Here is a 23,492-nt window from a genome sequence, read left to right on the forward strand (position 1 = left end):
AATAGCTCCCAAAAAAAAGAAAAATCATTAATTTTAAATTCATTATTTTCGTTGAAAAGAGAATTTATGAAAATAAAACTGACTATATGTCTTCTTGCGTTTCTTAATTTTTATGAAGCTCAGGAAAGTATCACATATCAGAAGCCATCTGCAGAAATTTTGAAACTTGCAGATTATGAGAGACCTCCAAGTGTTTTAATGAATAGCAAAAAAGACTGGATCGTTTTTACCTATCGCCCAACTTACAAAACATTGGAAGATCTTAGTCAGCAGGAAATGAAACTTGGAGGATTAAGAATCAATCCTGTGACGAATATTTCAAGTACGGCGACGTATTCAAATAACTTAAAAGTTAGAAAAATAAATGAAAAAACGGAGGTTCAGGTTAAAAATTTACCATCAAATCCGAAAATAACATATACTTCATTTTCACCGGATGAAAAGAAATTGGCGTTCACAAATACGACAAATAAAGGTGTAGAACTTTGGATTGTTGATCTGGAAACGGCAACAGCAAAGAAAATTACAAATGATAATTTAAACGCCAATTTAGGAAGCCCGTATGTCTGGAATAAAGATTCTCAGAATATTTTAATTAAAACTCTTCCGCAAAATAGAGGAACTTTAATCGATTCAGGCAAAGATCTTCCGACAGGTCCGATTGTGTCTACAGCGGACGGTAAAGTTTCACAAAACAGAACATACCAGGATCTTTTGAAAAATCCTCAGGATGAAAAGAATTTTGAGATTCTTACCGCGTCAGAAATTTATAATGTTGACCTGAACGGAAATCTTAAAAAAATAAAGGATCAGGATATGTATACCGGAACAAGCTATTCTCCTGATGGGAATTATTTGATGGTAACAACAATTAAAAAACCGTTCTCATATATCGTTCCTTTAAACCGATTTCCGATGACGACCACGATATTTGATAACAAAGGAAATGTGATAAAAGTGGTAAATGAAATTCCATTAAATGAAATCATGCCGAAAGGCTTTTCTTCTGTGAGAACAGGAAAAAGAGATATGGGCTGGAGAAGTGATCTTCCTTCAACTTTGGTTTACACCGAAGCTTTGGATGGGGGAGATCAATTTAAGACAGCGGATTACAGAGATGAAATTTTTACTTGGGAAGCACCATTTGATAATGCTCCAAAATCATTTTTTAAAACCAAACAAAGATATGAAGGGGTAAACTGGACGAACGATCACTATGCGATTGTTTCTGAAGGTTGGTACGATACAAGAAATACAAAGTCTTTCCTTATCGATCTTAACAATGGTGAATCAAAAGTAATTGATGATCGAAATTATCAGGATGTTTATAGTGATCCGGGTAATTTTAATACAACAAAAAACCAATACGGAAGAAATGTAATCGATATGAAAGGCGAGAAATCTTATCTTATCGGAGCAGGATTTACAAAGGATGGACAGCATCCTTTTATCGATGAAATGGATATGAAAACGCTGAAGAAAAAGAGATTGTACACATCCAATATCAAAAATGCAAAGGAAGAAATTATAGATATCCTTAATCCTTCAAAAGGTGAAGTTTTAACGATTCAACAATCTTCAAGTCAATATCCGAATTATTTTAAGAAGAATATTAAGTCTAATAAAGCAGAAGCAGTAACTAATTTTGCAAATCCATTCGAAAGCATTAAAGATGTTTATAAAGAAGTTATTACCTATAAAAGGAATGACGGAGTTATTTTGACCGGAACACTTTATCTTCCTGCAAATTACGATAGAAAAACGAAAAAAGACAAGCTTCCTTTGCTGATCTGGGCGTATCCTACAGAATATAAAGACAAAAATACAGCAAGACAAAACACGCAAAACCCGAATGATTTCACATTCCCATATTACGGATCTTTCGTGTATTGGACGACAAAAGGATATGCAGTTTTGGATGACGCTTCATTCCCAATAATCGGAGAAGGAAAAACGGAACCGAACGACACATTTATCCCTCAATTGGTAGCTAACGGAAGAGCAGCGATTGATGCGGTAGATAAATTGGGTTACATCGACAGAACCAAAGTTGCTGTTGGAGGACATTCTTACGGTGCTTTCATGACGGCAAATCTTTTGACACATTCTAAAGATTACGCTTGTGGAATTGCAAGAAGCGGTGCTTATAACAGAACATTGACGCCATTTGGATTCCAGAGTGAACAGAGAAATTACTGGGATATTCCTGAAATTTATAATGCAATGTCACCGTTTATGAATGCCGACAAAATGAAAACTCCAATGCTTTTGATTCACGGAGATGCGGATAATAATCCTGGAACTTTTACCTTGCAGACAGAAAGATATTTTCAGGCTTTGAAAAATCTTGGTGCTCCGGTAAAAATGGTTCTTCTTCCAAAAGAAGCCCACGGTTATCAGGCAAAAGAGAATATTTTGCATGTTCTTTGGGAACAGGATCAGTTTTTGGAGAAATGTTTGAAGAAATAAATTTTGAAACTCGTTCTTTTTGAGCGAGTTTTTTGTTTTATTTGTATTAATAATTTAGAATTATGCCAATTGTAAGACGTTTTGAGCAGAAACGACAAACACTAGAAGAATTTTATAAAGAGTTTATACCTAAAAATGAAGATACATTTGAAGATGTTGGGACTCCAATGCTTGAAGTTTTGTCACTATTAAATGAAATATTCCCACAAACAAAAATATATGGATTAACTTCTCATGCACATCTGCTTTTATTTAATGATGATAAAGAAAATTCAGATTACTTTATCGTTATCAGTGCGTACAAATCAAAATATTATAATGAATTTAGGATAGAATATATAATTCCGGAAAATGAAAGACCTTGGGAGGGAGCGATAATACAAGGAAAATCAAGAACATTGAATGAATTTAAAAATATGATAATTATTTCAATATATAAATCTGGAGGTTGGAAAAATAATTTAGAGCTTGAAGATTTATACCAAAAGATTAAATAGGAACTAGTTGTTTCAGTTTTTTGAATGCTTCTTTGTTAATATGTTTTTTAACGCAAAGTCCACAAAGTTTTTTTTAAACTACTAATCGTTTTTAAGTTCGTAAAGGCGTTTCACTTAACAAAGACCTCAAAGGTTTTACATATCGGGAATTCCTTTCCTTTGGAGGGGTGGCGAAAATTCAAAGAATTTTTGACGGGGTGGTTTTCAACAGCGACCTTCTCCTAGCCCTGATTGAAACGACATCCTTTTTGGTTGCGGCTGGAACGAAGTGGAAGCCGTAACCAAAAAGATACAGTGGAAAGCAGGATAAGCTTCAAATAAAAATTTACAAATTACAAATAACCCAAAATCCCAATAATATTCTCCAATTCCATAAAATTAGGATGTTCTAAATTCAAATCATGCTGCTCATGACTCCACGTCATATGATACGGAATATGCGCGGCAAATCCACCAATTTCCAAAACAGGCAAAATATCGGATTTAACTGAATTTCCAAGCATTAAAAAATTCTCCGGTTTACAATCCAAATGCTTTAATAGTTTTTGATAATCAGATTCTTTTTTGTCGCTCATAATTTCAATATGATGAAAATAATCCTGCAATCCTGATTTTTTTAACTTACGTTCCTGATCCAACAAATCGCCTTTTGTGGCAACAACCAATCTGTATTTTCCCTTTAATTTTTCTAAAGTTTCAGTCACTCCATCTAAAAGTTCGACTGGTTTTTGGAGAAGATCATGACCGATTTCTATCGTTTTATTAATGAGTTCCAATGATGCAGTGTTGTTTGAAACTTTGCTTACCGTTTCAATCATACACAACATAAATCCTTTCACTCCATAGCCATACAAATGAAGATTTTTCATCTCTGTTTTGAATAATTCCTGAGAAACAGAATGTTGCGGAAGATAATCTTCAAGTAAGACGCAAAATTCTTTTTCAGCTTCCTGAAAATAAGGTTCATTGATCCAAAGTGTATCATCTGCGTCAAAAGCGATGGTTATTATAGCATTATTCATATTGAGTTTACTTTAGTTTTTGTAATTTTCTGCCGACAAAAATCAATATAAAAAACAAACTAGAAAAGGACATTTGTCCCAAACGAAATATGTTACGTACCAATCCTCAATTTTTAGACTATCTGGAAGAGCTTTACAGCAAACAAAAAAATAAAAAGGATATTGTCTTAAAATCTTATGAAAAAGGCGATAGAATTTTAACCCAAAATGAAGTTTCGAATAAAATAATGCTTATTAAAAACGGAATTACGAAATGTTATTTTGTCGAAGAAAATGGCAAAGAATATATTGTTGAGTTTTTAGGAAAGGGTGAAATTATTGGTGAAATTGAAGTCATTAAAAACGTTTCGTGCCTTTGCAGCATCGAAGCCATGACGGAAGTTACGGTGTATTCTATGACGATTCCGTATTTTCAGTCTTTGATAAAAAATGATTTAACGTTGAATAATTTACTGCTTGATGTTTTCGCTGAACGTATCGTAAATACTTCGAGTCGAGCGTCTTATCAACAACTTTACACAACGGAACATACACTGTCTCAACTTCTTGAATTAAAATCCAAAGAAATGGAAATTTCGAAAGAGGATATGGCTGCCTACTTGGGAATTACGGTACGAAGTCTTAACAGAGCATTAAAAGAACTGGAAGAAAAAGAAAATATCGAGAAAGAATAATTCTTGAAAAATAGCCTAATCTTCGTGTATATTTGCAAAAATATGCGATAAGATCATGCAAGAATTGGTATTCAGGAATGCAACTTTAGAGGATTTGCCCACAATTGTTGAAATTTACAATTCAACCATCCCTTCAAGAATGGTAACTGCGGATACAGAAGATGTTTCAGTAGAAAGTAGACTGGATTGGTTTCTCGTTCATAACCCTGAAACACGACCATTATGGATGATTGAGGATGAACAACAAAATGTTTTAGGTTGGGTAAGTTTTTCTTCATTTTATGGCAGACCTGCCTATAACGGAACGGTAGAAATCAGCATTTACATGGGCGAAAACAGCCGAGGAAAAGGCTATGGAAAGAAAGTCCTTCAATATTGTATCGATAATGCAGGAAAATTTGGTGTAAAAACGTTATTAGGCTTTATATTTTTACATAACGAACCAAGCTTAAAATTGTTTAGACATTTTGGTTTTGAAGATTGGGGGACACTTCCGAATGTAGCGGTTTTGGATGGTGTGGAAAGAACTTTGGTGATTTTGGGGAAGAGGATAGATTAGGTCATTGCGAGGAGCGAAGCGACGAAGCAATCTTAAAATTTAACCATCATTTAAATCTAAAAATATTTTTGATTTGTTCTTTATTTCAGTTATTGTATTTTGGTTTTTATTACTTTCTTTCATCATCCAATATTTATTTTCATTCCATTTAAAATCACGGTTTATTCCCGAGCCGTGCTGTGTTATAAATCCCCAAAACCAAAGATCATCCCAAATTTCAATTTCTTTACCTCTATAATACCCATTCAATAGATCATTAATCTTTTTAAAATTCCAACTACTTTTTTGAATTTTATTAAAAATTGAAATTATAACAAAATCTACGGGTAAAAAGAATTTATCATTTTCTGAAAATTGTGGAACATCATTCCATATTAAAAGTTTGTCAGAATATTCTTTATTATGCAAATGGAATATAACTTTTGTAAATAAAGCGGATGTTTTATCTCCCCATCCTTTTTGTTTTTTCATTCCTTGAAATAAAGATTGATAATTTTTTATGCCGTCAGGATTTATTGTTTGAACAAAAGCGTTGAACGTATTTAATGAGTTTGATTCCTTATGTATTGACTTAAAAAATACAGATAAATCATTAATTTTTGATTTACTTTGTGTTGAGGCAATGTTATAAAGAATGGAAATTATTTTATCTTCTTTTGTTTCAAAGGGTAAAATAAGAGAGGAATAATATCTTTCTTGTAGATCTTTATTATATTTTCTATTTTCTTTTAAGAAGTGAAAAATTTGTTGAAGCTTTTGTTCCATAATTATTGATAAATTTAATAAAAGGTAATAAAAAAAGCGACCCAAAAAGATCGCTTTTAATTTATAAATTCTGCTTAATTCTCTTCGCAGACATATTCAAAAATCGCTTGACCAGCATCACTGCGGAAACCGTCAATCCCAAACCTAATGCGATCCACATTCCGAAAGCGCCCATTTCTAATGTTACACAAAAGAAATATCCAAGAGGAATCGTAATGATCCAATACGCAATAAAAGTGTAAATAGAAGGGATTTTCACGTCCTGCAAACCTCTCAACATTCCCAAAGCTGTTACCTGAATTCCGTCTGATAACTGGAATAATGCAGCAATAATCATTAATTTTGAAGCTAATGTAATTACTTCAACTTCCTCTTTTTTTGTGAAGAATGTTGGTAAAATATTTCGTCCTAATATGAAAATAATTCCACAAATAATCATGAAAATAAAAGCAATTTTCAGATTATTGATTCCGACTTTTCTTAATTCAACAAAGTTTTGTTCTCCCAATTTTCTACCAATCATCACCGTTGAAGCCACACTGAAACCGATACATAAATTGAAGGTAAAAGAAGCCATACTCAAAGCGATTTGGTGAGATGCAATGTCATGAGCCGAAATCAATCCACAAATGAAAGCCGCACCCGCAAAAGCCGTTACTTCAAAAAACATTTGTAAGGCTGTAGGAAATCCTAATCTTATCATTTTTTCAAACATTTCTTTCGTAAAAACCTGAATTTTTAACGAAAAATCCTTGATATATTGTTTTGTTTTCTTTTCATTTAATAAAACAAAATAAAGGAAAACAACCATAAAAACTCGCGCAATTAAACTTGCCAAAGCAGAGCCTTTCACACCCATTGGCGGAATTCCGAAAAGTCCTTTAATGAAAACATAATTCAGAACGATATTAATAACGTTTGCAATAATCGTAGCCTTTGTAACTCCAATCGTATATGATAATCCTTCCGAAACTTCTCGCAACGTCTGAAATGCCATAAAAGGAACAATACTAATTGCCATTATTCCTAAAAAATCTACTGTATCTGGAACAATTTTCGCCGGTTGACCAGAATGATAGAGTAGCGGCAGTCCCAAAATCAGAACTCCCATTAAAATAATTCCGACCGTCATATTTATCACAAATCCATGACTGAAAACGGAATTGATCGTTTTATGATCATGCTGAGAATGCGCCTCCGAAACCAATGGCGGAATCGCAAAAGAAAATCCCAATGCCAATACAAACATTGAGAAAAACACCGCATTTCCCAGCGAAACAGAAGCTAATGCATTTGCTCCCAAAAGCTGTCCGACAATGATGTTGTCGAATAAATTCACCGAGACTTGCCCCACCTGCGTCAACATCACAGGAAGAGCCAAGGTCAGGCATTCTTTCGTGTAGTTTTTATTTAAAAAGTTCATAATAGTTTATAATTCATATAGTTTTAATTAAAAAAAAATTGCAGTAACAAAATGATACTGCAATTTTTATAATTTATATTAGATAATAATTTACATTATTTCCTTACAAAACTTGCAACATCTTCGGCTGAAACAGTGTTTCCTCCTAAAATAATTAGCCTTTCTACAACGTTTCTCAATTCTCTGATGTTTCCAGTCCATGAAAGTGCTTTTAAGGCATCAATCGCTTTATCATCGAATTTTTTTGTAGCAGTTCCGTGCTCATCGGCGATCATTCCCGAGAAATGCTCAACCAATAATTTGATGTCTTCTTTTCTTTCATCCAACGGCGGAACGTAGATTTCAATTACAGAAAGTCTGTGATAAAGGTCTTCTCTGAATCTTCCTGCTTCAATTTCCGTCTGCATATTTTTGTTGGTTGCTGCAAGAACTCTTACATCAACTTTTATTTCCTTATCACTTCCCACAGGAGAAACTTTGCTTTCCTGAAGCGCTCTCAAGACCTTTGCCTGAGCAATTAAGCTCATATCTCCAATTTCATCCAAGAAGATTGTACCTCCATTTGCCTGCTCAAATTTTCCTTGCTTGTCTTTAATTGCACCTGTAAATGAACCTTTTACGTGTCCAAATAATTCAGATTCAATTAGTTCGGAAGGAATTGCAGCACAGTTTACTTCTACCATCGGACCTCTAGCTCGGTCACTTTGATTGTGAATCGCATGAGCAACCAATTCTTTTCCTGCACCGTTTGGACCAGTAATTAAAACCCTTGCATCAGAAGCAGCAACCTTTTCGATCATATCCTGAATCTTCTGCAAACCAGCTGATTCACCGATCATTTGGTACTTTTTGTTTACCTTTTTCTTTAGCGTTTTATTTTCAGTTTGAAGATTTTTGTTTTCTTTCTTTAAAGTTTCTTTAGCTAAAGCATTTTTTACACTGGTAATCAATCTGTTGATATCGATAGGCTTAGAAATGAAATCGTAAGCACCATCTTTCAGACAAGAAACTGCAGAATCAATATCTGCGTGTCCTGAAATCATAATGAAAGTGGATTCCGGCTTTAGGGCTAAACTTTGTTTCAAAAGTTCAGTCCCGGAAAGTTTAGGCATTTTAATATCGGAAATCACCAAAGCGAAATCTTCTTTTTCAACCTGTTTGTAACCTTCAAGGCCGTCTTCGGCGATAACAAATTCATAGTCAGTTAGTTCATCAGAAAGAATACTGTGGAGTACCCCTGAGATTGCTTTTTCGTCTTCTACAATAAGGATTTTTTGCATAGTTGCAAATTTAAATTTTTTGATTGAATTATTAGCAAAAACTATACCTAAATCATTCTATTTTGAATAATCTCTTCTGCCGAAAATTGCAGATCCTACTCGTACAGAATTCGCCCCGCATTCGATGGCGATAGGGAAATCGTCACTCATTCCCATAGATAAAGTTTCTAATTTTTTTAGTTGATTTAATTCATCAAAAAGTCTTTTTAGGATTAAAAATTCCTTTTTCACCTGATCTTTATCATCTGTGAAGGTAGCCATTCCCATTAATCCTGTAATTTCAGTATTTGGAAATTCTCCGCTGATATATTTTTGAAATAGATCTTTTGCTTCTTCAATTTCCAAACCAAATTTTGTGTCTTCTTCAGCAATTTTTACTTGAAGCAAAACCTTAATTTTACGATTATGTTTTGTTGCTTCTTTGTCGATTTCTTTGATTAATTTTTCAGAATCTACACTTTGGATGGTATCAACAAATCCTGCAATATATTTTACTTTATTGGTTTGTAAATGCCCAATCAGATGCCATTGAATATCTTTCGGAAGAAGCGGATATTTCTCCATAACCTCCTGAACTTTATTTTCTCCAAAAACTCTTTGCCCAAAATCATAAACTTCCTGAATAGCCGACACCGGATGCGTTTTCGAAACAGCAACCAATTGTACATTTTCCGGAAGCTGATTTTTTATATCGTTGTAATTTTCTTGAATACTCATAAATGCAAATTTCTGAATTTTAAATTTAATTCCCACAGATTACACAGATTTTCACAGATGATTGCGCTTAGTTTTTTCTATTTTAATAAGAATGTAACGCAAACATCTGTGAAAATCTGTGGGAAAAACAAAAAAGATTAATTCAAAACTTCATTAATCTTCGGATATTCCGATATTTTTCTAAAGACGAATCGGTTACTTTTCTGTAATTTTTCAATAAAAAGATCCAGTTCGTTCACCGAATCATTATCTGTTAAATATTGATCGTGTGTCAGAAAAACGAGATGCCTTGATGTTTTCTCAAGGTCATTGAAGAAAATGCTGTCTACTTTTTTCAGCATTGCCTCATGATTTCCTTTTAATTCCATTTTATTGGTTGGCTTCCATTCAAGATCCCAACCGACAACTTTGTAACCTGCCTGTTTAAGCTGGTCTGCTGCGGCTGTTGAGCTTTTAAGATCGGTAACTGTAATATTATTGAGTCTCCAGATATTTCTTCCGGGAGTTCTTGCGATTTTGTCATAAAGCTTTAAGCTGTCTTTTGCAGTATCAAAATCCTGAACGACTGCCATCGGATTTTTATAAAAATCTGTGTATTTGTTATGTGCATGAGTAAAACTGTGATTTGCCAATTCTACCAACTGATCTTTTCTTAATAATTCTAAATCTTCCTGTTGTTTTTTACTTCCGTAAGCATGTTTACCGACAAGGAAAGCCGTTGCACAAATGTTTCTTTTGTGTAAAATTTTAAGAAGATTTTCGGTTCCACGATTGGGACCATCATCGAAAGTAAGATAAATTACCCGTTTGTCAGTGGCAACATTTTCATCATTAAGTTTGGGGACAATTTTTGCGACGGGATGGTCTTTGGGAATCAGTTTTTCAGATTCTTTCTTATCATTTTTTTGATTACAGCTGTTAAGCAAAATCGAAGTTGCACTCATCAATGCAAACATCCCAAGAAAAGTCTTATTTATTGACTTTTCCGCAAAGTTTTTTGTCATAAAATTTAAATGAAATTTAGTTGTTAAAAATTGTTAATTTTTCTAAATTATTATTAACAAAATTTATGCCGAATTTCTTAAAATTTTACTTTTTAAGGTTATTTTAATAACTTTATTTTACGATGAATTTTATTCTAAAATTTTCTTCAAATACAAAGAGTTTTTAATCGCTGCAGTTCCCCATGTATTATTGAAAAAGATAAATGTTTTCTTTTGTTCTTCTTTAATTTTTTCAGCTAAATCATTAAGGAATTCCTCGCTATATTCAGATTTGTAAAGAATGGGTTTTCCATGAAGTCTGTAATATAAAATTTCACGATAATTAATAATGACTTTTTCAGAAAGATTTCCGGGAAAGCTTACTCCTGAAAAAACAACGTTATTTTCTTTTAAAAGGTTGAAAATTTCCTCTTCCCACCAAGATTCATGACGAAATTCTATGACATTTAAATAATTAAAGTTTATGTTTTTGAGAATTAAATCAATATTTTCCTGATTTTTTTTGAAAGAAGGCGGAAATTGATACAAAAAGCCCGCAAGTTTTTCTTTTAAATTGGTTTGAATATGATCACAAAATTCTGAAATTTCTTCTCTACAATCTTTCAATCGCTTTTCGTGAGAAATCGCTTTTGGAATTTTAATGAAAAATTTAAAATCATCTGGGGTTTCATCAAACCATTTCACCAAAGTCTTTACAGTTGGCTTTCTGTAAAATGTAGAATTAATTTCCACACAATTGAATGTCTGAGAATAAAGGATAAGAAAATCTTTACTTTTCGCATCTTCAGGATATAGTGAACCTTTCCAATCATTATTGTAAAACCCTGAGCAGCCGATATAAAGATTTTCTTTTTTCATGTTTTTATTTAATGTTTAAATCCACCGAATTCAAGCGCAAAGAATTCAAAACAACAGATAATGAACTGACACTCATGGCAGCAGCAGCAATCATCGGTGATAAGAGGATTCCAAAAAATGGATACAATAATCCTGCCGCAATCGGAATGCCCAAAATATTATAAATAAAAGCAAAAAACAGATTTTCCTTAATATTTTTCAGAAGTTTTTCACTTAATAATTTAGCTTTTGCAACACCAAGAATATCACCTTTTAACAAAGTAATTTCGGCACTTTCAATGGCTGCATCGGTTCCGGTTCCCATCGCGATTCCAATATTTGCCTGAGCCAGAGCAGGGGAGTCATTAATCCCATCGCCTGTCATTGCAACAACTTTTCCTTGTTGTTGTAATTTTTTAACTTCATTTAATTTATCTTCCGGAAGACAATTTGCTTTAAAATGTTTAATTCCAAGCTCGTCTGCAACGGCTTTTGCGGTATGTTCATTGTCACCTGTCATCATGATAACATCAATGCCTTCATTTATCAATTGCTGAACGGCTTTTTTGGAACTTTCTTTAATTTTATCTGTAAAACTAATGAATCCTAAAACCTCATTTTCCTTTGCAACAAAAGAGATTGTATGCGCTTTAGATTGAACTTCTATTGCTTTTTGTTTTAAATTTTCAGGAATTGAAATTTGATTTGATTTTAAAAGGTTTTCATTTCCTAAATACACGGTTTTTCCATTAATATTTCCCTTTACACCTTTCCCTGAAATATTTTCAAAGTTTTGCACTTTTTCCGGTAAAATATTTTCGTCTTTTGCTTTTTTAATTACAGCATTCGACAGAGGATGTTCTGAATTTTGGTTCAATGAATAAGCTAACTTTAAAATTAAATTTTGATCGATATTTATCGTTTCAATATTTTCTACGGACGGTTTTCCTTCGGTTAAAGTTCCTGTTTTATCGGTAATTAAAACATTCACTTTATTCATTTGCTCAAGCGCTTCGGCATTTTTAATTAAGATTCCGTTTTTCGCGCCTTTTCCAATTCCGACCATTAAAGACATCGGCGTTGCAAGACCGAGAGCACATGGACAAGCGACGATTAAAACCGCAACGGCATTCACAAAAGCGAACAACGTTTTCTGATCTTCCGGGCCGAAAAACTGCCATAAAATAAAGGTTAGAACAGCAATCAAAATAACAGTTGGAACAAATACTTTTGCTACTCTATCTGTCAATTTCTGAATTGGAGCTTTGCTTCGGCTTGCTTCATTCACCATTTTAATGATTTGAGAAAGAAGAGTTTCATCACCCACTTTTTCAGCTTTCATAATGAAAGTCTGATTTCCGTTAATCGTCCCTGAAATTACTTTATCATCGATATTTTTCTCAACAGGAATAGGTTCTCCGGTGATCATACTTTCGTCGACGATAGAATTTCCTTCGGTAATTTTTCCGTCAACGGGAATTTTTTCTCCAGGTTTTACTCTTAATAAATCACCGATTTTTACCTGTGAGAGCAATACTTTTTTATCTTCTCCATTCATAATTAAATTGGCTTCATCAGGTGATAAATTCATCAATTCACGAATGGCATTTCCTGTCTTTTTATGAGCCGCAGCTTCCATTAATTGACCTAAAATCACTAAAGTCAAAATTACACAAACAGCCTCAAAATATAAAGGAATTTCATGATTGTGACCACGGATTTCATGTGGAATTATACTTGGAAAAGATAAGGCAACAATGCTGAAAATAAATGCGGCTGCAACGCCTAAAACAATTAAACTAAACATATTTAAGTTCCATGTTTTAAATGAAACATAACCTCTTTTCATCAAAAACCAACCAGAATAAAATAGAACGGGAAGCGTTAAAATCAGCTCAATAATTCCTTGAATTTGATGATTAAAAGGAAAATCAATAAACATTCCGCCCATCGAGAGAATGAAAACCGGAATTGTAAATGCTAAAGAAATGATGAATTTTCTCTTTAAAATATTGTATGTTTCATCTTCTTCATCGCCTTCCTTGTCGGGAATTCTTACCAGATCCATTCCGCAAACCGGGCAATCTCCCGGTTCATCACGGATGATTTCCGGATGCATCGGACAAGAGTATTTTGCTACTTTTTTCTCAGGATATTTCACCAAGTCCATTCCGCAAACAGGACAGCCAACATTGCTGTCATAGACTTTGTCGCCTTCACAATACATTGGGCAATAGTATTTTCCTGCCATTTCATCCGTAACTTTTGGAGCTTCGTGATGATGATTATGATGATGATCGTGAGAATGTTGAGTCTGGAAATTTGCATTTTTTAATAAGTCATCAGTAATTTCTTCCAAATGCATATGACAAACTGGGCAATCGCCTTTTTCATCATATATTTTATCGCTTTCGCAGAACATAGGACAGTAATATTTTCCGATATTGTCTTTGAAATTTTCGGGAAGATTTGTTTTAGAATAAGCTGGCTTAAAACTCGGATCTTTGGCAAGTTTTTCCTCGATCGGAACCAAATACATATTACAAGTCGGACATCTTTTTCCTTGCTGAAAATAGACCTTTTCGCCTTCGCACTCCATCGGGCAATAATAAACGGAAGATGGAGAAATACGATCTTGTGGTTTTATAAAGGCTTTGTCAGGATTATTCGGATCTTCTAGTTTGTAATTTCCGATTTCTTCGAGTGCTTTATTTAATGTATTTAATTCAAATTCTTGATCGGAATTAATAGTTGCCGTGCTGTTTTCAAGATTGATGTCGGCTTTAATTCCTTCCAAACTGTTCAGTTTTTCAGAGATCTTTTTTTGACATCCGGAGCAGGTCATTCCGAGAATTTTATATTGTTTTTCCATGATCCTTTTAATTTATAGTACAAATTTCCAAAATGCAATTGGATAGGTGTTATAAATTTAGGGATAATGTTTATAGAATTTTGTTTGCGCTTTTGTGTTTTAGCGTTTTAGGGTGGGAGAGTTGTTGTATTTTTTTCTCTCGCGGATTTTGCAGATTACGCAGATCATATAATACAAGTAAGAAAAAAATCTGCATAATCTGCAAAATCCGCGAGAATATAAATTAAATTGAATCTAAAGACTTACGATTGTGAACTTTTAGTTTCTTAAATTCAGTTGGTGTAAAACCTGTGCTGTTTCGAAATTGTGATGAAAGGTGTTGAACGCTTTTATAGCCTAGTTTGCCGGCGATTTCGGTTAGTGTGAATTCATTGTATAAAAGCAGTTCTTTTACTTTTTCGATTTTTTGAAGGATAAAAAACTGTTCTAATGTAATGTTTTCATTTTGCGAAAAATTTTTCGAAAGAGAACTGTAATCTTTATGAAGTTTTGAACTTAAAAACTCAGATAAGAGAAAATTTTCAGCGATGTCCAGTTCACTGATTTTCATGATAATTAAATTTTTAATTTTCTCAATTGATTGATGGGCAGAGTCTTTTATTCTTTCAAAACCTGTTTTTAATAAAGTTTTTTCTATTGAGTTTAAATCCTTTTCTGAAACTTCAGATTCTATTTCGACTTCTCCTAAATTGATGGATTTCAACTTAATATTGGCATCATTAAAAATGGTCTCAACAGCAGAAATGCATCTGCCACAAACCATATTTTTTATAAAAATTTTCATATTGGATTTTGATTACTTAATCGGTCTTTTACAAACTCGACTTTTGTTTTTCCGTGTGGTGCAGGATTTCCGTCTTCACCCAAATTTACCATAACAATTCTGTCGACCGTGATGATGGTTTGGTGAGTCATTTTATTTCGAACTTCACAAGCCAACGTAAGAGAAGTAGAGCCAAATTTAACTACTTCAATACCGATTTCTACGATATCTCCTTGTTTTGCAGAGCTTACGAAATTTATTTCTGAGATGAATTTTGTCACCACTTTTGTATTTTCTAATTGAATAATTGCGTAAAGTGCAGCTTCTTCATCGATCCATTGCAAAAGTCTTCCTCCGAAAAGTGAATGATTGGGATTAAGGTCTTCTGGTTTTACCCATTTTCTAGTATGATAGTTCATGTTTTTTTAATAATTTGAAAGACAAATTTAGTGTTAAAAACTGGCTTTATCAACAGAATAGAATTTAGTTATTTGAAATGAGTTATTTATTTTCTCAATCGCTTTCTAAATAGGAATAAGTTTTCTTTTTGCCCATTTCTATAAAGTTGCTGTACTTCTAGCCCCGATTGTCGCGGCATCCTTTTTTGTTGCAGGTGGAGCAAAGCGGAGCCTGTAACAAAAAAGATACAGCAGAAAGCGGGAAATTGCTCCTAAAAAACAATAAAAATACAATTCGATGAAATCAAAAAAGTTTCAAATGAAAAATCGAAAACAAGAAATGATAGGATCTTTTATTTTGAAATATTAGGTTATCAATATAGTGATTTTTAAAGTTTATGTTAAAGAATCAGTTATTATTAGTAAATAATCATAAATTTTTAATGAAAAATTAATAGTTTTTAACAAAACCAAAATTTGAATGAAAATTTTATTAAAATTATTTTAAAAAATCCTTTGATATGAAATTAATAATCGTATCTTGCATGGGTCTATATTTGGAATCAATATTTGTTCATTTACTTTATGTTGTTTTTCTTTTATAAACCAAATCATTGTTAACATTTTTTAATTTTATTTAATCAAGATGAACATTTTTGTTTCAAACATCAACTACGCAACTAAAGATTATGAGTTGCAAGACCTATTTTCAGAATTTGGAGAAGTTTCTTCAGTAAAAATCATCACAGACAAAGAAACTGGCCGTTCAAGAGGTTTCGGTTTCGTTGAAATGGAGGATGCTGAAGGACAGCAAGCTATTGAAGCTCTTAACCAAAAAGAATTCAACGGAAAAACATTAAACGTTTCTGAGGCTAAACCAAGAGAAGAAAAACCAAGAAGAACTTTCGGTAACAACGGCGGCGGTAACAGAGGCGGCGGCGGTTACGGTGGAGGTAACAGAACTGGTGGCGGTGGCTACGGCGGTGGTAACAGAAGCGGTGGCGGAGGTTACAACGGCGGTGGAGATCGTGGTGGTAACGGCGGAAAACGTTGGTAAAAATATAAGCGGCTTTTGAGCCGCTTTTTTTATGTCTAATTTTTATTGTTTTAATATTTTCAGCTAAATTATTTCAAATGATCTTTTTTCTTTTTCTTCTTTTTTTCCTTGACTTTTTTCTCCTTTTTAGGATTCAAAATTTCATTGGCCAATTCCAGTTTTGGTTCTTTTACTTTTGCTGGTTTTAATTCAATTTTTAAATCAAAATAACCTTTTAGATCATCCTGTGAAATAAGACTTTCATTAAATAAAAAGTCCAGAATTTCCTTTCCTGAATTGTTGAAAAAATTAAGTGAAAGTTCTTTTAATAAGAATTTTTTATAGTCATCAAAAGGAACAGCAATCGTGTATTTGAAAATTCTTCCTTCTTTTTCTGTAGACAAATATCCTTTTTCAACCAATATTTTCAGATATGTGGAAACTGTGTTTTGGTGGGGTTTCGGCTCCGGATGTTGTTCCATAATGTCCTTTAAATAAAAAGAATCCAGCTTCCAGAACAGCCTCATTAAATTTTCTTCCGCAGGTGTAAGGTGATTTATTTTCATGTAAAATTCTTAATGTTGAAATTGTATATTGCAATATAGGTAAATAAAAGATACCATGAAAGCGATCGAAGCACCCATTAATACTTCTTTTGGCGTATGTCTTTTTAAAATGATTCTTGTAATTCCTACTAATGCTGCAATTCCCAGCCAGATTATTCCCATTATAGGATTCAAAGCAAAAAATAAAGCAGCAACAAATATATTAAAAGAAGTATGCATCGAGCTTTTAATAAAATAATTACTGATCTGCATTGCAAAAAGTAATATTAAAATAAAAAGCATAACAAAATCTATATACCCATTTTTAAAATAATTATAGGCTATATAGGCAATCACACAAGCTGCAATAAAAAAGTATAAAGTCTTTCTCTGAACCCGATTGGAAACGTCCATGTTGGTATATCTGCCAGTTTTTACGTTCCAAACCAGCCATGCAACTACCGGAATGATAATCATTAATAAAATGGGAATAAAATAAACAAGCGAATCATGAAATGAATAATTTCTGGCACTCATATAAATGAAAAATATAAATAAAGAAATCAAAGGATTGAAAAAATCTGATATAATTTTCGAGATTTTATGAATGATTGAAGGCTGTTTTTCTTCCATAATTAAGTTTGATAATGTAAATATAATATTATAACTAAAAAAACAATTGGTATGTATACAATAAAAACAAAGTTTTTTTTATAATTTTGCTCAACTATTTCATAATAAATAAGCAAAGGCTAACACATGAAAGAATTTTCTAAAGAGGTATACCTGAAGTGGTATGAAGATATGACAATGTGGAGAAGGTTTGAAGACAAATGCCGTTCTCTTTATCTAAAGCAAAAAATCAGAGGTTTTTTACATTTGTATAATGGTCAGGAGGCGATCCCTGCTGGTTTTACGCATGCAATGGATTTAACTAAAGACAGTATGATCACTGCTTACAGATGTCACATCCATCCAATGGCGATGGGAGTAGATCCTAAAAGAATCATGGCAGAACTTTGTGGTAAAGCTACAGGTACGTCAGGAGGTATGGGTGGATCTATGCACATTTTCAGCAAAGAGCACAGATTTTATGGTGGTCACGGTATTGTAGGAGGACAAATTCCTTTGGGAGCAGGTATTGCTTTCGCAGATAAATATTATGACAGAAAAGCTGTAAACATCTGCTTCTTCGGAGATGGAGCGGCTAGACAAGGTTCATTACATGAAACGTTTAACATGGCAATGAACTGGAAGTTACCTGTAATTTTTGTTGTTGAAAATAATCAATATGCAATGGGAACTTCTGTTAAAAGAACTGCTAACCACGAAGATATCTACAAATTAGGTTTAGGATACGAAATGCCTTGTCTTGCTGTAGATGCAATGGATCCTGAAAAAGTAGCGGAAGCTGCTTACGAAGCTATCGAAAGAGCAAGAAGAGGAGACGGACCAACTTTTATCGAAGCAAGAACATACCGTTACAGAGGACACTCTATGTCTGATGCGGAGCCTTACAGATCTAAGGAAGAAGTTGCTATCCACAAAAATGATGACCCAATTGAATTGATCAAACAAAGAATTTTATCAAACAGCTGGGCTACTGAAGAAGAATTGGAAGCTATGGATAACAAATCTAGAGATTTTGTTGAAGAATGCATCGAGTTCATGGAAAACTCTCCATATCCAGATGCAGAGAAAGTATATGAATATGTATACGCTCAGGAAGATTATCCATTCTTAGATAAATTTGAAAATCAATAATAATTTGCTGATAGGATGATATGGTGTGTTATTTTTTAACTTTCACTTTTATTATCATCACTTCATCACATTAACAAATTAAAAATAAATTATGGCAGAAGTTATTACAATGCCACGTCTTTCCGATACAATGACGGAAGGTAAGGTGGCAAAATGGCATAAAAAAGTAGGCGATAAAGTAAAAGAAGGAGATATTTTAGCTGAAATCGAAACAGATAAAGCGGTTCAGGATTTCGAATCTGAAATTGAAGGTACTCTTTTATACGTAGGTGTAGAAGAAGGTAACGCTGCTGCTGTAGATTCTGTTTTGGCAATTATCGGTAATGAAGGAGAAGATATTTCAGGTTTAACTGGCGGAGCTGCTGCTCCCGTTTCAGGTGCTTCTGAAGAGAAAAAATCTGAAGAGGAATCAAAAACAGAAAACAGCTCTACAAGTGTTGAGCAGACTTCTGCAGAAGTTCCTGCAGGAGTAGAAGTAATCACGATGCCAAGACTTTCTGATACAATGACAGAAGGTAAGGTTGCTAAATGGCACAAAAATGTAGGCGATACAGTAAAAGAGGGTGATCTTCTTGCTGAAATCGAAACAGATAAAGCAGTTCAGGATTTCGAATCCGAATTCAACGGAGTTTTATTAAAGCAAGGTGTTGAAGAAGGTGGTGCGGCTCCGGTAGATACAGTGTTGGCAATTATAGGCCCTGCAGGAACAGACGTTTCAGGTGTAGGAACTGCAAAACCAGCGGCTGCTTCATCATCAGAAAAACCTGCTGAACAAAAAGCTGAAGCTCCAAAACAAGAATCTGGCAACCAACAACCAGCAACCAGCAACAACGAAAGAGTTGCAATTTCTCCGTTAGCGAAGAAAATAGCTCAGGAAAAAGGTGTTGATATTCACGCTGTTCAAGGTTCTGGAGAAAACGGAAGAATCGTAAAAAAAGATATTGAAAATTATCAGCCATCTGCAAAACCAGCTGCTACTTCGACTCCGGCTGCAAGTCCGGCTGCTGCTCAGGTTGCACTAAACTTCGTTCAGGGAGAAGATACAGAAACTCCGAATTCACAGGTAAGAAGTATCATTGCAAAACGTCTTTCTGAAAGTAAATTCTCTGCGCCTCACTACTATTTAATGGTAGAAATCAACATGGATAAGGCAATTGAGGCTAGAAAGGAAATCAATTCTTTACCGGATACTAAAATTTCTTTCAACGATATGATCATTAAGGCGACTGCAGTTGCTTTAAGAAAACACCCTCAAGTAAATTCAAGCTGGGCAGGTGATAAGATCATTCACAGAGGAAACATCAATATCGGTGTAGCGGTTGCAATTCCTGATGGATTGGTAGTTCCTGTACTTAAAAATACAGACCAGATGAATTACACTCAAATTTCTGCTGCTGTAAAAGATATGGCTGGAAGAGCAAAATCTAAAGGTCTTAAAGCAAACGAAATGGAAGGTTCTACCTTCTCAATCTCCAACCTGGGAATGTTCGGAATTGAAACTTTCACAAGTATCATCAACCAACCAAACTCTGCAATCCTTTCAGTAGGAGCAATTATCGAAAAACCTGTTGTGAAAAACGGACAGATCGTAGTTGGAAACATCATGAAGCTTTCATTAGCTTGTGACCATAGAGTAGTAGACGGTGCTACAGGTGCTCAATTCTTACAAACTTTAAAAACATATTTAGAAAGTCCATTAACATTGTTACTGTAATTTTCTAAGGTTTTAAAATAATAAAAACGCTTCTCTTTTTGAGGAGCGTTTTTTGTTTTTGGATTAATTTTAGTGTAAACATCTGCGTAATCTGCCAAATCTACAAGATTCATTAAAAGGAATGAAAACCTACAATAATAAATTATTCATAATAAATTAAATTCACAAGCAAAGCGAATTCACCATTCACAATTCACTTTAAAACTATTCAATATTTCAAATCAAATCACTATTTTTGAATCATGATTAAAGCAAGAAATATCCATAAATCTTATGGGAATTTAGAAGTATTAAAAGGAGTTGATATTCATATCAAAATGGGTGAAGTAGTTTCTATTGTCGGAGAATCGGGCGCGGGAAAATCTACGCTTTTGCAGATTTTGGGGACTTTGGATGTACCAACAACTTCTCATAAATTTGATACAGAAATCGAGATTGCAGGAGAATCATTTATTAATATGAATGATAAACAACTTTCTAAGTTCAGAAACCAGAATATTGGTTTTGTATTTCAGTTTCATCAATTGCTACCGGAGTTTACCGCGATGGAAAATGTTTTGCTTCCCACAAAAATCGCCGGAGCCAATGAAAAAGAAGCGATTGAAAAGGCTTATGCTTTATTTGAAGATTTAAAAATCGAACAAAGACTTCATCACAAGCCCAACCAGATGTCGGGTGGGGAAGCGCAAAGAGTTGCGGTAGCGAGAGCTTTAATCAATTCTCCGAAAATTATTTTTGCCGACGAACCGACAGGAAATCTGGATTCTAAGAATGCAGATGACCTGCACAGACTTTTCTTTGATTTGAGGGATAAATATAACCAGACTTTTGTCATTGTAACCCACAATCCAAACCTTGCAGAGATTACCGACAGAAAATTGGTAATGAAAGACGGAATGATCATCGAATAAAATTCTCATCAAATGATGAAACACTTTCTTTTTCTGCTCCTTTTTATTATTTCCTGTTCAAAATTTGAATCTCAGGCAAATAATGCAGTTGATTATTTACCGAAATCTAAAATTCTGGAAATTAAAAACTATCTTAAAGGAAAAAATTATAATCAGGATTTGGCGGTTTTCATCAATTTTAAAGTTCATTCCGGAAAGTACAGATATTTTGTGTACGATCTTAAAAATGATAAAATTTTACAAAAAGCAATTGTTGCGCATGGAGAAGGTTCAGTTGTGAAAAAATTCCAACGCTTTGCAATTCAGTAATAATGATGGTTCGCATCAATCATCTTTAGGAAAATATGAAATCCGCGAAAGCTACAACGGGAAATTTGGAAAGGCATATCGCATGGATGGTTTAGATTCGACAAACAGTAATGCAAGAGACAGAGCGATTGTTTTGCATTCTTATTATTGCATTCCGGATCAGGAATCTATCAATTTGGCTTGTCTAAGTTTTGGTTGTCCGATGCTATCTAAAAATGCATTCAATGAAACCGCAAAATACATCGATCAATCAAAGAAACCGATTATTTTATACGCCTTTTATTAAACTCATAACTCATCATTCATAACTTCTAACTCAATAAATGTCCATTAAATTTCTCGCCGAAGACGACAGACCCAGAGAAAAATTTTTGCTGAAAGGCAGAAGTTCTTTGTCGGATTCCGAATTGTTGGCCATCATCATGGGAAGCGGAAATAGAGACGAAACTGCTGTTGAACTGGCACGAAGAATTTTAGCTTCTGTAAACAATAATTGGCACCAATTGAGTTTGCTTTCGGTAAAAGATTTAACGAAATTCAAAGGTGTAGGAGAGGTAAAAGCAATTTCTATTGCAACAGCTTTAGAAATTGGGAGACGAAGAGCAAGTCAGGAAATTCCTGAAAAGCCTGTGATTTCGAATAGCAACACAGTCTACCAAATTTTAAGACATCATTTGTCAGATTTGAGAACGGAAGAATTTTGGGCAATTTTTCTAAATCAAAGCAATCGAGTTATTTATACAGCTCAGATGACGCAAGGTGGGATTAACCAATCAATTGTGGATGTGCGGGTGTTGTTTAAAACAGCCTTAGACCACTTTTCAACGGGAATTGTTATTGCGCACAACCATCCATCAGGAAATCTAAAACCAAGTAGCGAAGATATTGGAATCACAAAAAAAATAAAAGAAGCCGGAAATACGTTAAACATTCAGCTTTTAGATCATTTGATTGTCACGCAAAATTCATACTTTAGCTTCTCAGATGAAGGATTGCTATGATTAGAAGACTGAAATACCATGAAATTGATTTTGAGAAATATACAAAATGTTTAGATAATTCCGAACAAAAAAATTGGTACGCCAAAAAAGAAGTTTTAGATCAGCTTTCGGCTAACTGGCATATTTTGGTGTACAAAGATTATGAAGCTGTAATGCCTGTTCATATACACAAAAAGATGGGAATTAATTTCGTTCATATGCCTCTTTTTTGTCAACAATTGGGAGTTTTTTCGAAAGTTGATGATTCAAAAATTAATCAACAATTTCTGGAATTTTTAAGAAAAAAATATAAAGTTTTTTTATATTCATTTAATGATAAAAATACATTTGAGGAAACTTTAGAAAAAAGGAAAAATTATATCATTCCTGTTTCAGATTATCCCTTTTTAAGACGGAAAATATACTTTAAAGGAAGAAAATCTACGGTAAAAATTGCACAACATCTCAAATACAAAGAAATAGATTTTAATACTGAATCACTATCTTTTATTCAAAATAATTTTAAAGGATTAGCGAAAGAAACAGATTGGGAAAGATTGAAAGCATATCTTATTTTTCTTTCGAAAAACAATTCTCTTAAACTTTGTGGAGCTTATTTAAATGAAACGTTAATAAATTTAGCTCTTGTAATTGTAGATCAAAAAGAATTTTCACTTTTAGGATTAGTCAATCATGAAGAATATAAAAATGAAAATGGTTCGTCTTTTTTAATAGATAAAATCCTGAATCATTATATAGAAAAAAAATCTTTTAATTTCATGGGAAGTAATATTCGCGGAATCGAACTTTTCTTCAAAAGTTTTGGCGCAGAACTTCATGAATACTGCTTTGTCGAAAATAAATTCCTAAAAAGATTTTCTTAATTAAGTTGATTATTTAGACTTGTTCTAAATATTATTCGTAAATTTATAAAGTATTTACATTTTTCACAA

24 protein-coding genes are annotated in these 23,492 nt (G+C 33.5%); 12 read left to right on the plus strand and 12 right to left on the minus strand.

Going from position 1 to position 23,492, the window contains the following annotated elements; genetic code table 11:
- Positions 1-66: 66 nt before the first annotated feature.
- On the plus strand, positions 67-2,469 hold the full coding sequence (locus tag ACKX2A_RS00745; protein ID WP_415327111.1) for a prolyl oligopeptidase family serine peptidase: 2,403 nt from the start codon (positions 67-69) through the stop codon (positions 2,467-2,469).
- Positions 2,470-2,531: 62 nt separating this feature from the next.
- Positions 2,532-2,966 carry a hypothetical protein gene (locus tag ACKX2A_RS00750; protein ID WP_415327112.1) on the plus strand — a complete coding sequence of 145 codons (435 nt, stop codon included), beginning with the start codon at positions 2,532-2,534 and terminating at the stop codon, positions 2,964-2,966.
- A 332-nt stretch (positions 2,967-3,298) separates the two neighbouring features.
- On the opposite strand, the gene ACKX2A_RS00755 is transcribed toward ACKX2A_RS00750, so the two are convergent.
- Positions 3,299-3,988 carry an HAD family hydrolase gene (locus ACKX2A_RS00755; protein WP_415327113.1) on the minus strand — a complete coding sequence of 230 codons (690 nt, stop codon included), beginning with the start codon at positions 3,986-3,988 and terminating at the stop codon, positions 3,299-3,301.
- A gap of 89 nt (positions 3,989-4,077) precedes the next feature.
- On the opposite strand from ACKX2A_RS00755, the gene ACKX2A_RS00760 reads away from it, so the two are divergent.
- The gene (locus ACKX2A_RS00760; RefSeq protein ID WP_415327114.1) at positions 4,078-4,662 is read left to right on the plus strand and encodes a Crp/Fnr family transcriptional regulator; all 585 of its coding nucleotides are present in this window, start codon (positions 4,078-4,080) and stop codon (positions 4,660-4,662) included.
- Between the two features lie 55 nt (positions 4,663-4,717).
- Positions 4,718-5,221 carry a GNAT family N-acetyltransferase gene (locus ACKX2A_RS00765; protein WP_415327115.1) on the plus strand — a complete coding sequence of 168 codons (504 nt, stop codon included), beginning with the start codon at positions 4,718-4,720 and terminating at the stop codon, positions 5,219-5,221.
- Between the two features lie 39 nt (positions 5,222-5,260).
- On the opposite strand, the gene ACKX2A_RS00770 is transcribed toward ACKX2A_RS00765, so the two are convergent.
- The 9 genes from ACKX2A_RS00770 to ACKX2A_RS00810 form a co-directional block, all read right to left on the minus strand.
- Entirely contained in the window at positions 5,261-5,986 is a 726-nt protein-coding gene (locus ACKX2A_RS00770) for a hypothetical protein (RefSeq protein WP_415327116.1), read from the minus strand.
- A 61-nt stretch (positions 5,987-6,047) separates the two neighbouring features.
- Entirely contained in the window at positions 6,048-7,409 is a 1,362-nt protein-coding gene (locus ACKX2A_RS00775; protein WP_415327117.1) for an MATE family efflux transporter, read from the minus strand.
- Positions 7,410-7,504: 95 nt separating this feature from the next.
- Positions 7,505-8,689, minus strand: coding sequence for a sigma-54-dependent transcriptional regulator (locus ACKX2A_RS00780; protein ID WP_415327118.1), 1,185 nt, complete (start codon positions 8,687-8,689; stop codon positions 7,505-7,507).
- Between the two features lie 57 nt (positions 8,690-8,746).
- Positions 8,747-9,406 carry a YggS family pyridoxal phosphate-dependent enzyme gene (locus ACKX2A_RS00785; protein ID WP_415327119.1) on the minus strand — a complete coding sequence of 220 codons (660 nt, stop codon included), beginning with the start codon at positions 9,404-9,406 and terminating at the stop codon, positions 8,747-8,749.
- Positions 9,407-9,543: 137 nt separating this feature from the next.
- The gene (locus ACKX2A_RS00790; protein ID WP_415327120.1) at positions 9,544-10,410 is read right to left on the minus strand and encodes a polysaccharide deacetylase family protein; all 867 of its coding nucleotides are present in this window, start codon (positions 10,408-10,410) and stop codon (positions 9,544-9,546) included.
- 129 nt (positions 10,411-10,539) lie between these two features.
- The gene (locus ACKX2A_RS00795) at positions 10,540-11,268 is read right to left on the minus strand and encodes a DUF72 domain-containing protein (RefSeq protein WP_415327121.1); all 729 of its coding nucleotides are present in this window, start codon (positions 11,266-11,268) and stop codon (positions 10,540-10,542) included.
- A 4-nt stretch (positions 11,269-11,272) separates the two neighbouring features.
- Entirely contained in the window at positions 11,273-14,119 is a 2,847-nt protein-coding gene (locus tag ACKX2A_RS00800) for a heavy metal translocating P-type ATPase (RefSeq protein ID WP_415327122.1), read from the minus strand.
- 223 nt (positions 14,120-14,342) lie between these two features.
- A complete protein-coding gene (locus ACKX2A_RS00805) occupies positions 14,343-14,903 on the minus strand; it encodes a helix-turn-helix domain-containing protein (protein WP_415327123.1) in 561 nt (186 codons plus the stop codon).
- Complete coding sequence (locus ACKX2A_RS00810) at positions 14,900-15,301, minus strand: acyl-CoA thioesterase (RefSeq protein ID WP_415327124.1); 402 nt, start codon at positions 15,299-15,301, stop codon at positions 14,900-14,902. Before ACKX2A_RS00810 ends, ACKX2A_RS00805 begins: the two co-directional genes overlap by 4 nt.
- 625 nt (positions 15,302-15,926) lie before the next feature.
- Here ACKX2A_RS00810 and ACKX2A_RS00815 point away from each other — a divergent pair.
- Positions 15,927-16,337 carry an RNA recognition motif domain-containing protein gene (locus ACKX2A_RS00815; RefSeq protein ID WP_415327125.1) on the plus strand — a complete coding sequence of 137 codons (411 nt, stop codon included), beginning with the start codon at positions 15,927-15,929 and terminating at the stop codon, positions 16,335-16,337.
- Positions 16,338-16,405: 68 nt separating this feature from the next.
- On the opposite strand, the gene ACKX2A_RS00820 is transcribed toward ACKX2A_RS00815, so the two are convergent.
- Positions 16,406-16,882 (minus strand): BlaI/MecI/CopY family transcriptional regulator, encoded by a 477-nt coding sequence (locus ACKX2A_RS00820; protein WP_415327126.1) that lies wholly within the window; start codon positions 16,880-16,882, stop codon positions 16,406-16,408.
- 9 nt (positions 16,883-16,891) lie between these two features.
- Complete coding sequence (locus ACKX2A_RS00825) at positions 16,892-17,494, minus strand: phosphatase PAP2 family protein (protein ID WP_415327127.1); 603 nt, start codon at positions 17,492-17,494, stop codon at positions 16,892-16,894.
- A 126-nt stretch (positions 17,495-17,620) separates the two neighbouring features.
- Between ACKX2A_RS00825 and pdhA the strand changes: the two genes are divergently transcribed.
- The 7 genes from pdhA to ACKX2A_RS00860 all read left to right on the plus strand — a co-directional run bounded on the left by pdhA (position 17,621) and on the right by ACKX2A_RS00860 (position 23,423).
- Positions 17,621-18,625: a pyruvate dehydrogenase (acetyl-transferring) E1 component subunit alpha gene (gene pdhA, locus ACKX2A_RS00830; protein WP_415327128.1), complete on the plus strand. Its 1,005-nt coding sequence runs from the start codon at positions 17,621-17,623 to the stop codon at positions 18,623-18,625.
- A 91-nt stretch (positions 18,626-18,716) separates the two neighbouring features.
- The gene (locus ACKX2A_RS00835) at positions 18,717-20,339 is read left to right on the plus strand and encodes a 2-oxo acid dehydrogenase subunit E2 (RefSeq protein ID WP_415327129.1); all 1,623 of its coding nucleotides are present in this window, start codon (positions 18,717-18,719) and stop codon (positions 20,337-20,339) included.
- Between the two features lie 242 nt (positions 20,340-20,581).
- Positions 20,582-21,250 carry an ABC transporter ATP-binding protein gene (locus ACKX2A_RS00840; RefSeq protein WP_415327130.1) on the plus strand — a complete coding sequence of 223 codons (669 nt, stop codon included), beginning with the start codon at positions 20,582-20,584 and terminating at the stop codon, positions 21,248-21,250.
- A 12-nt stretch (positions 21,251-21,262) separates the two neighbouring features.
- Positions 21,263-21,559: a murein L,D-transpeptidase catalytic domain-containing protein gene (locus ACKX2A_RS00845; RefSeq protein ID WP_415327131.1), complete on the plus strand. Its 297-nt coding sequence runs from the start codon at positions 21,263-21,265 to the stop codon at positions 21,557-21,559.
- Complete coding sequence (locus tag ACKX2A_RS00850; protein WP_415327132.1) at positions 21,546-21,845, plus strand: murein L,D-transpeptidase catalytic domain-containing protein; 300 nt, start codon at positions 21,546-21,548, stop codon at positions 21,843-21,845. Before ACKX2A_RS00845 ends, ACKX2A_RS00850 begins: the two co-directional genes overlap by 14 nt.
- Positions 21,846-21,882: 37 nt before the next feature.
- Positions 21,883-22,560, plus strand: a complete 678-nt coding sequence (radC, locus tag ACKX2A_RS00855) for a RadC family protein (RefSeq protein WP_415327133.1) — start codon at positions 21,883-21,885, stop codon at positions 22,558-22,560.
- A complete protein-coding gene (locus ACKX2A_RS00860; RefSeq protein ID WP_415327134.1) occupies positions 22,557-23,423 on the plus strand; it encodes a hypothetical protein in 867 nt (288 codons plus the stop codon). Before radC ends, ACKX2A_RS00860 begins: the two co-directional genes overlap by 4 nt.
- The last annotated feature ends 69 nt before the right edge of the window (positions 23,424-23,492 follow it).

Origin of the sequence: Chryseobacterium sp. MMS23-Vi53 (genome assembly GCF_047651245.1) — a bacterium.
In the GTDB taxonomy this organism is placed as follows: Bacteria; Bacteroidota; Bacteroidia; order Flavobacteriales; family Weeksellaceae; genus Chryseobacterium.

Bases quoted from the DNA above. Each gene is read 5' to 3' on its own strand.
- ACKX2A_RS00805 (WP_415327123.1), bottom strand. From the start codon at position 14,903: ATGAAAATTTTTATAAAAAATATGGTTTGTGGCAGATGCATTTCTGCT.
- radC (WP_415327133.1), top strand. From the start codon at position 21,883: ATGTCCATTAAATTTCTCGCCGAAGACGACAGACCCAGAGAAAAATTT.
- ACKX2A_RS00750 (WP_415327112.1), top strand. From the start codon at position 2,532: ATGCCAATTGTAAGACGTTTTGAGCAGAAACGACAAACACTAGAAGAA.
- ACKX2A_RS00800 (WP_415327122.1), bottom strand. From the start codon at position 14,119: ATGGAAAAACAATATAAAATTCTCGGAATGACCTGCTCCGGATGTCAA.
- ACKX2A_RS00780 (WP_415327118.1), bottom strand. From the start codon at position 8,689: ATGCAAAAAATCCTTATTGTAGAAGACGAAAAAGCAATCTCAGGGGTA.
- ACKX2A_RS00775 (WP_415327117.1), bottom strand. From the start codon at position 7,409: ATGAACTTTTTAAATAAAAACTACACGAAAGAATGCCTGACCTTGGCT.
- ACKX2A_RS00745 (WP_415327111.1), top strand. From the start codon at position 67: ATGAAAATAAAACTGACTATATGTCTTCTTGCGTTTCTTAATTTTTAT.
- ACKX2A_RS00845 (WP_415327131.1), top strand. From the start codon at position 21,263: ATGATGAAACACTTTCTTTTTCTGCTCCTTTTTATTATTTCCTGTTCA.
- ACKX2A_RS00755 (WP_415327113.1), bottom strand. From the start codon at position 3,988: ATGAATAATGCTATAATAACCATCGCTTTTGACGCAGATGATACACTT.
- ACKX2A_RS00765 (WP_415327115.1), top strand. From the start codon at position 4,718: ATGCAAGAATTGGTATTCAGGAATGCAACTTTAGAGGATTTGCCCACA.
- ACKX2A_RS00820 (WP_415327126.1), bottom strand. From the start codon at position 16,882: ATGAAAATAAATCACCTTACACCTGCGGAAGAAAATTTAATGAGGCTG.
- ACKX2A_RS00810 (WP_415327124.1), bottom strand. From the start codon at position 15,301: ATGAACTATCATACTAGAAAATGGGTAAAACCAGAAGACCTTAATCCC.
- ACKX2A_RS00790 (WP_415327120.1), bottom strand. From the start codon at position 10,410: ATGACAAAAAACTTTGCGGAAAAGTCAATAAATAAGACTTTTCTTGGG.
- ACKX2A_RS00795 (WP_415327121.1), bottom strand. From the start codon at position 11,268: ATGAAAAAAGAAAATCTTTATATCGGCTGCTCAGGGTTTTACAATAAT.
- ACKX2A_RS00840 (WP_415327130.1), top strand. From the start codon at position 20,582: ATGATTAAAGCAAGAAATATCCATAAATCTTATGGGAATTTAGAAGTA.
- ACKX2A_RS00835 (WP_415327129.1), top strand. From the start codon at position 18,717: ATGGCAGAAGTTATTACAATGCCACGTCTTTCCGATACAATGACGGAA.
- ACKX2A_RS00815 (WP_415327125.1), top strand. From the start codon at position 15,927: ATGAACATTTTTGTTTCAAACATCAACTACGCAACTAAAGATTATGAG.
- ACKX2A_RS00785 (WP_415327119.1), bottom strand. From the start codon at position 9,406: ATGAGTATTCAAGAAAATTACAACGATATAAAAAATCAGCTTCCGGAA.
- ACKX2A_RS00770 (WP_415327116.1), bottom strand. From the start codon at position 5,986: ATGGAACAAAAGCTTCAACAAATTTTTCACTTCTTAAAAGAAAATAGA.
- ACKX2A_RS00760 (WP_415327114.1), top strand. From the start codon at position 4,078: ATGTTACGTACCAATCCTCAATTTTTAGACTATCTGGAAGAGCTTTAC.
- ACKX2A_RS00860 (WP_415327134.1), top strand. From the start codon at position 22,557: ATGATTAGAAGACTGAAATACCATGAAATTGATTTTGAGAAATATACA.
- pdhA (WP_415327128.1), top strand. From the start codon at position 17,621: ATGAAAGAATTTTCTAAAGAGGTATACCTGAAGTGGTATGAAGATATG.
- ACKX2A_RS00825 (WP_415327127.1), bottom strand. From the start codon at position 17,494: ATGGAAGAAAAACAGCCTTCAATCATTCATAAAATCTCGAAAATTATA.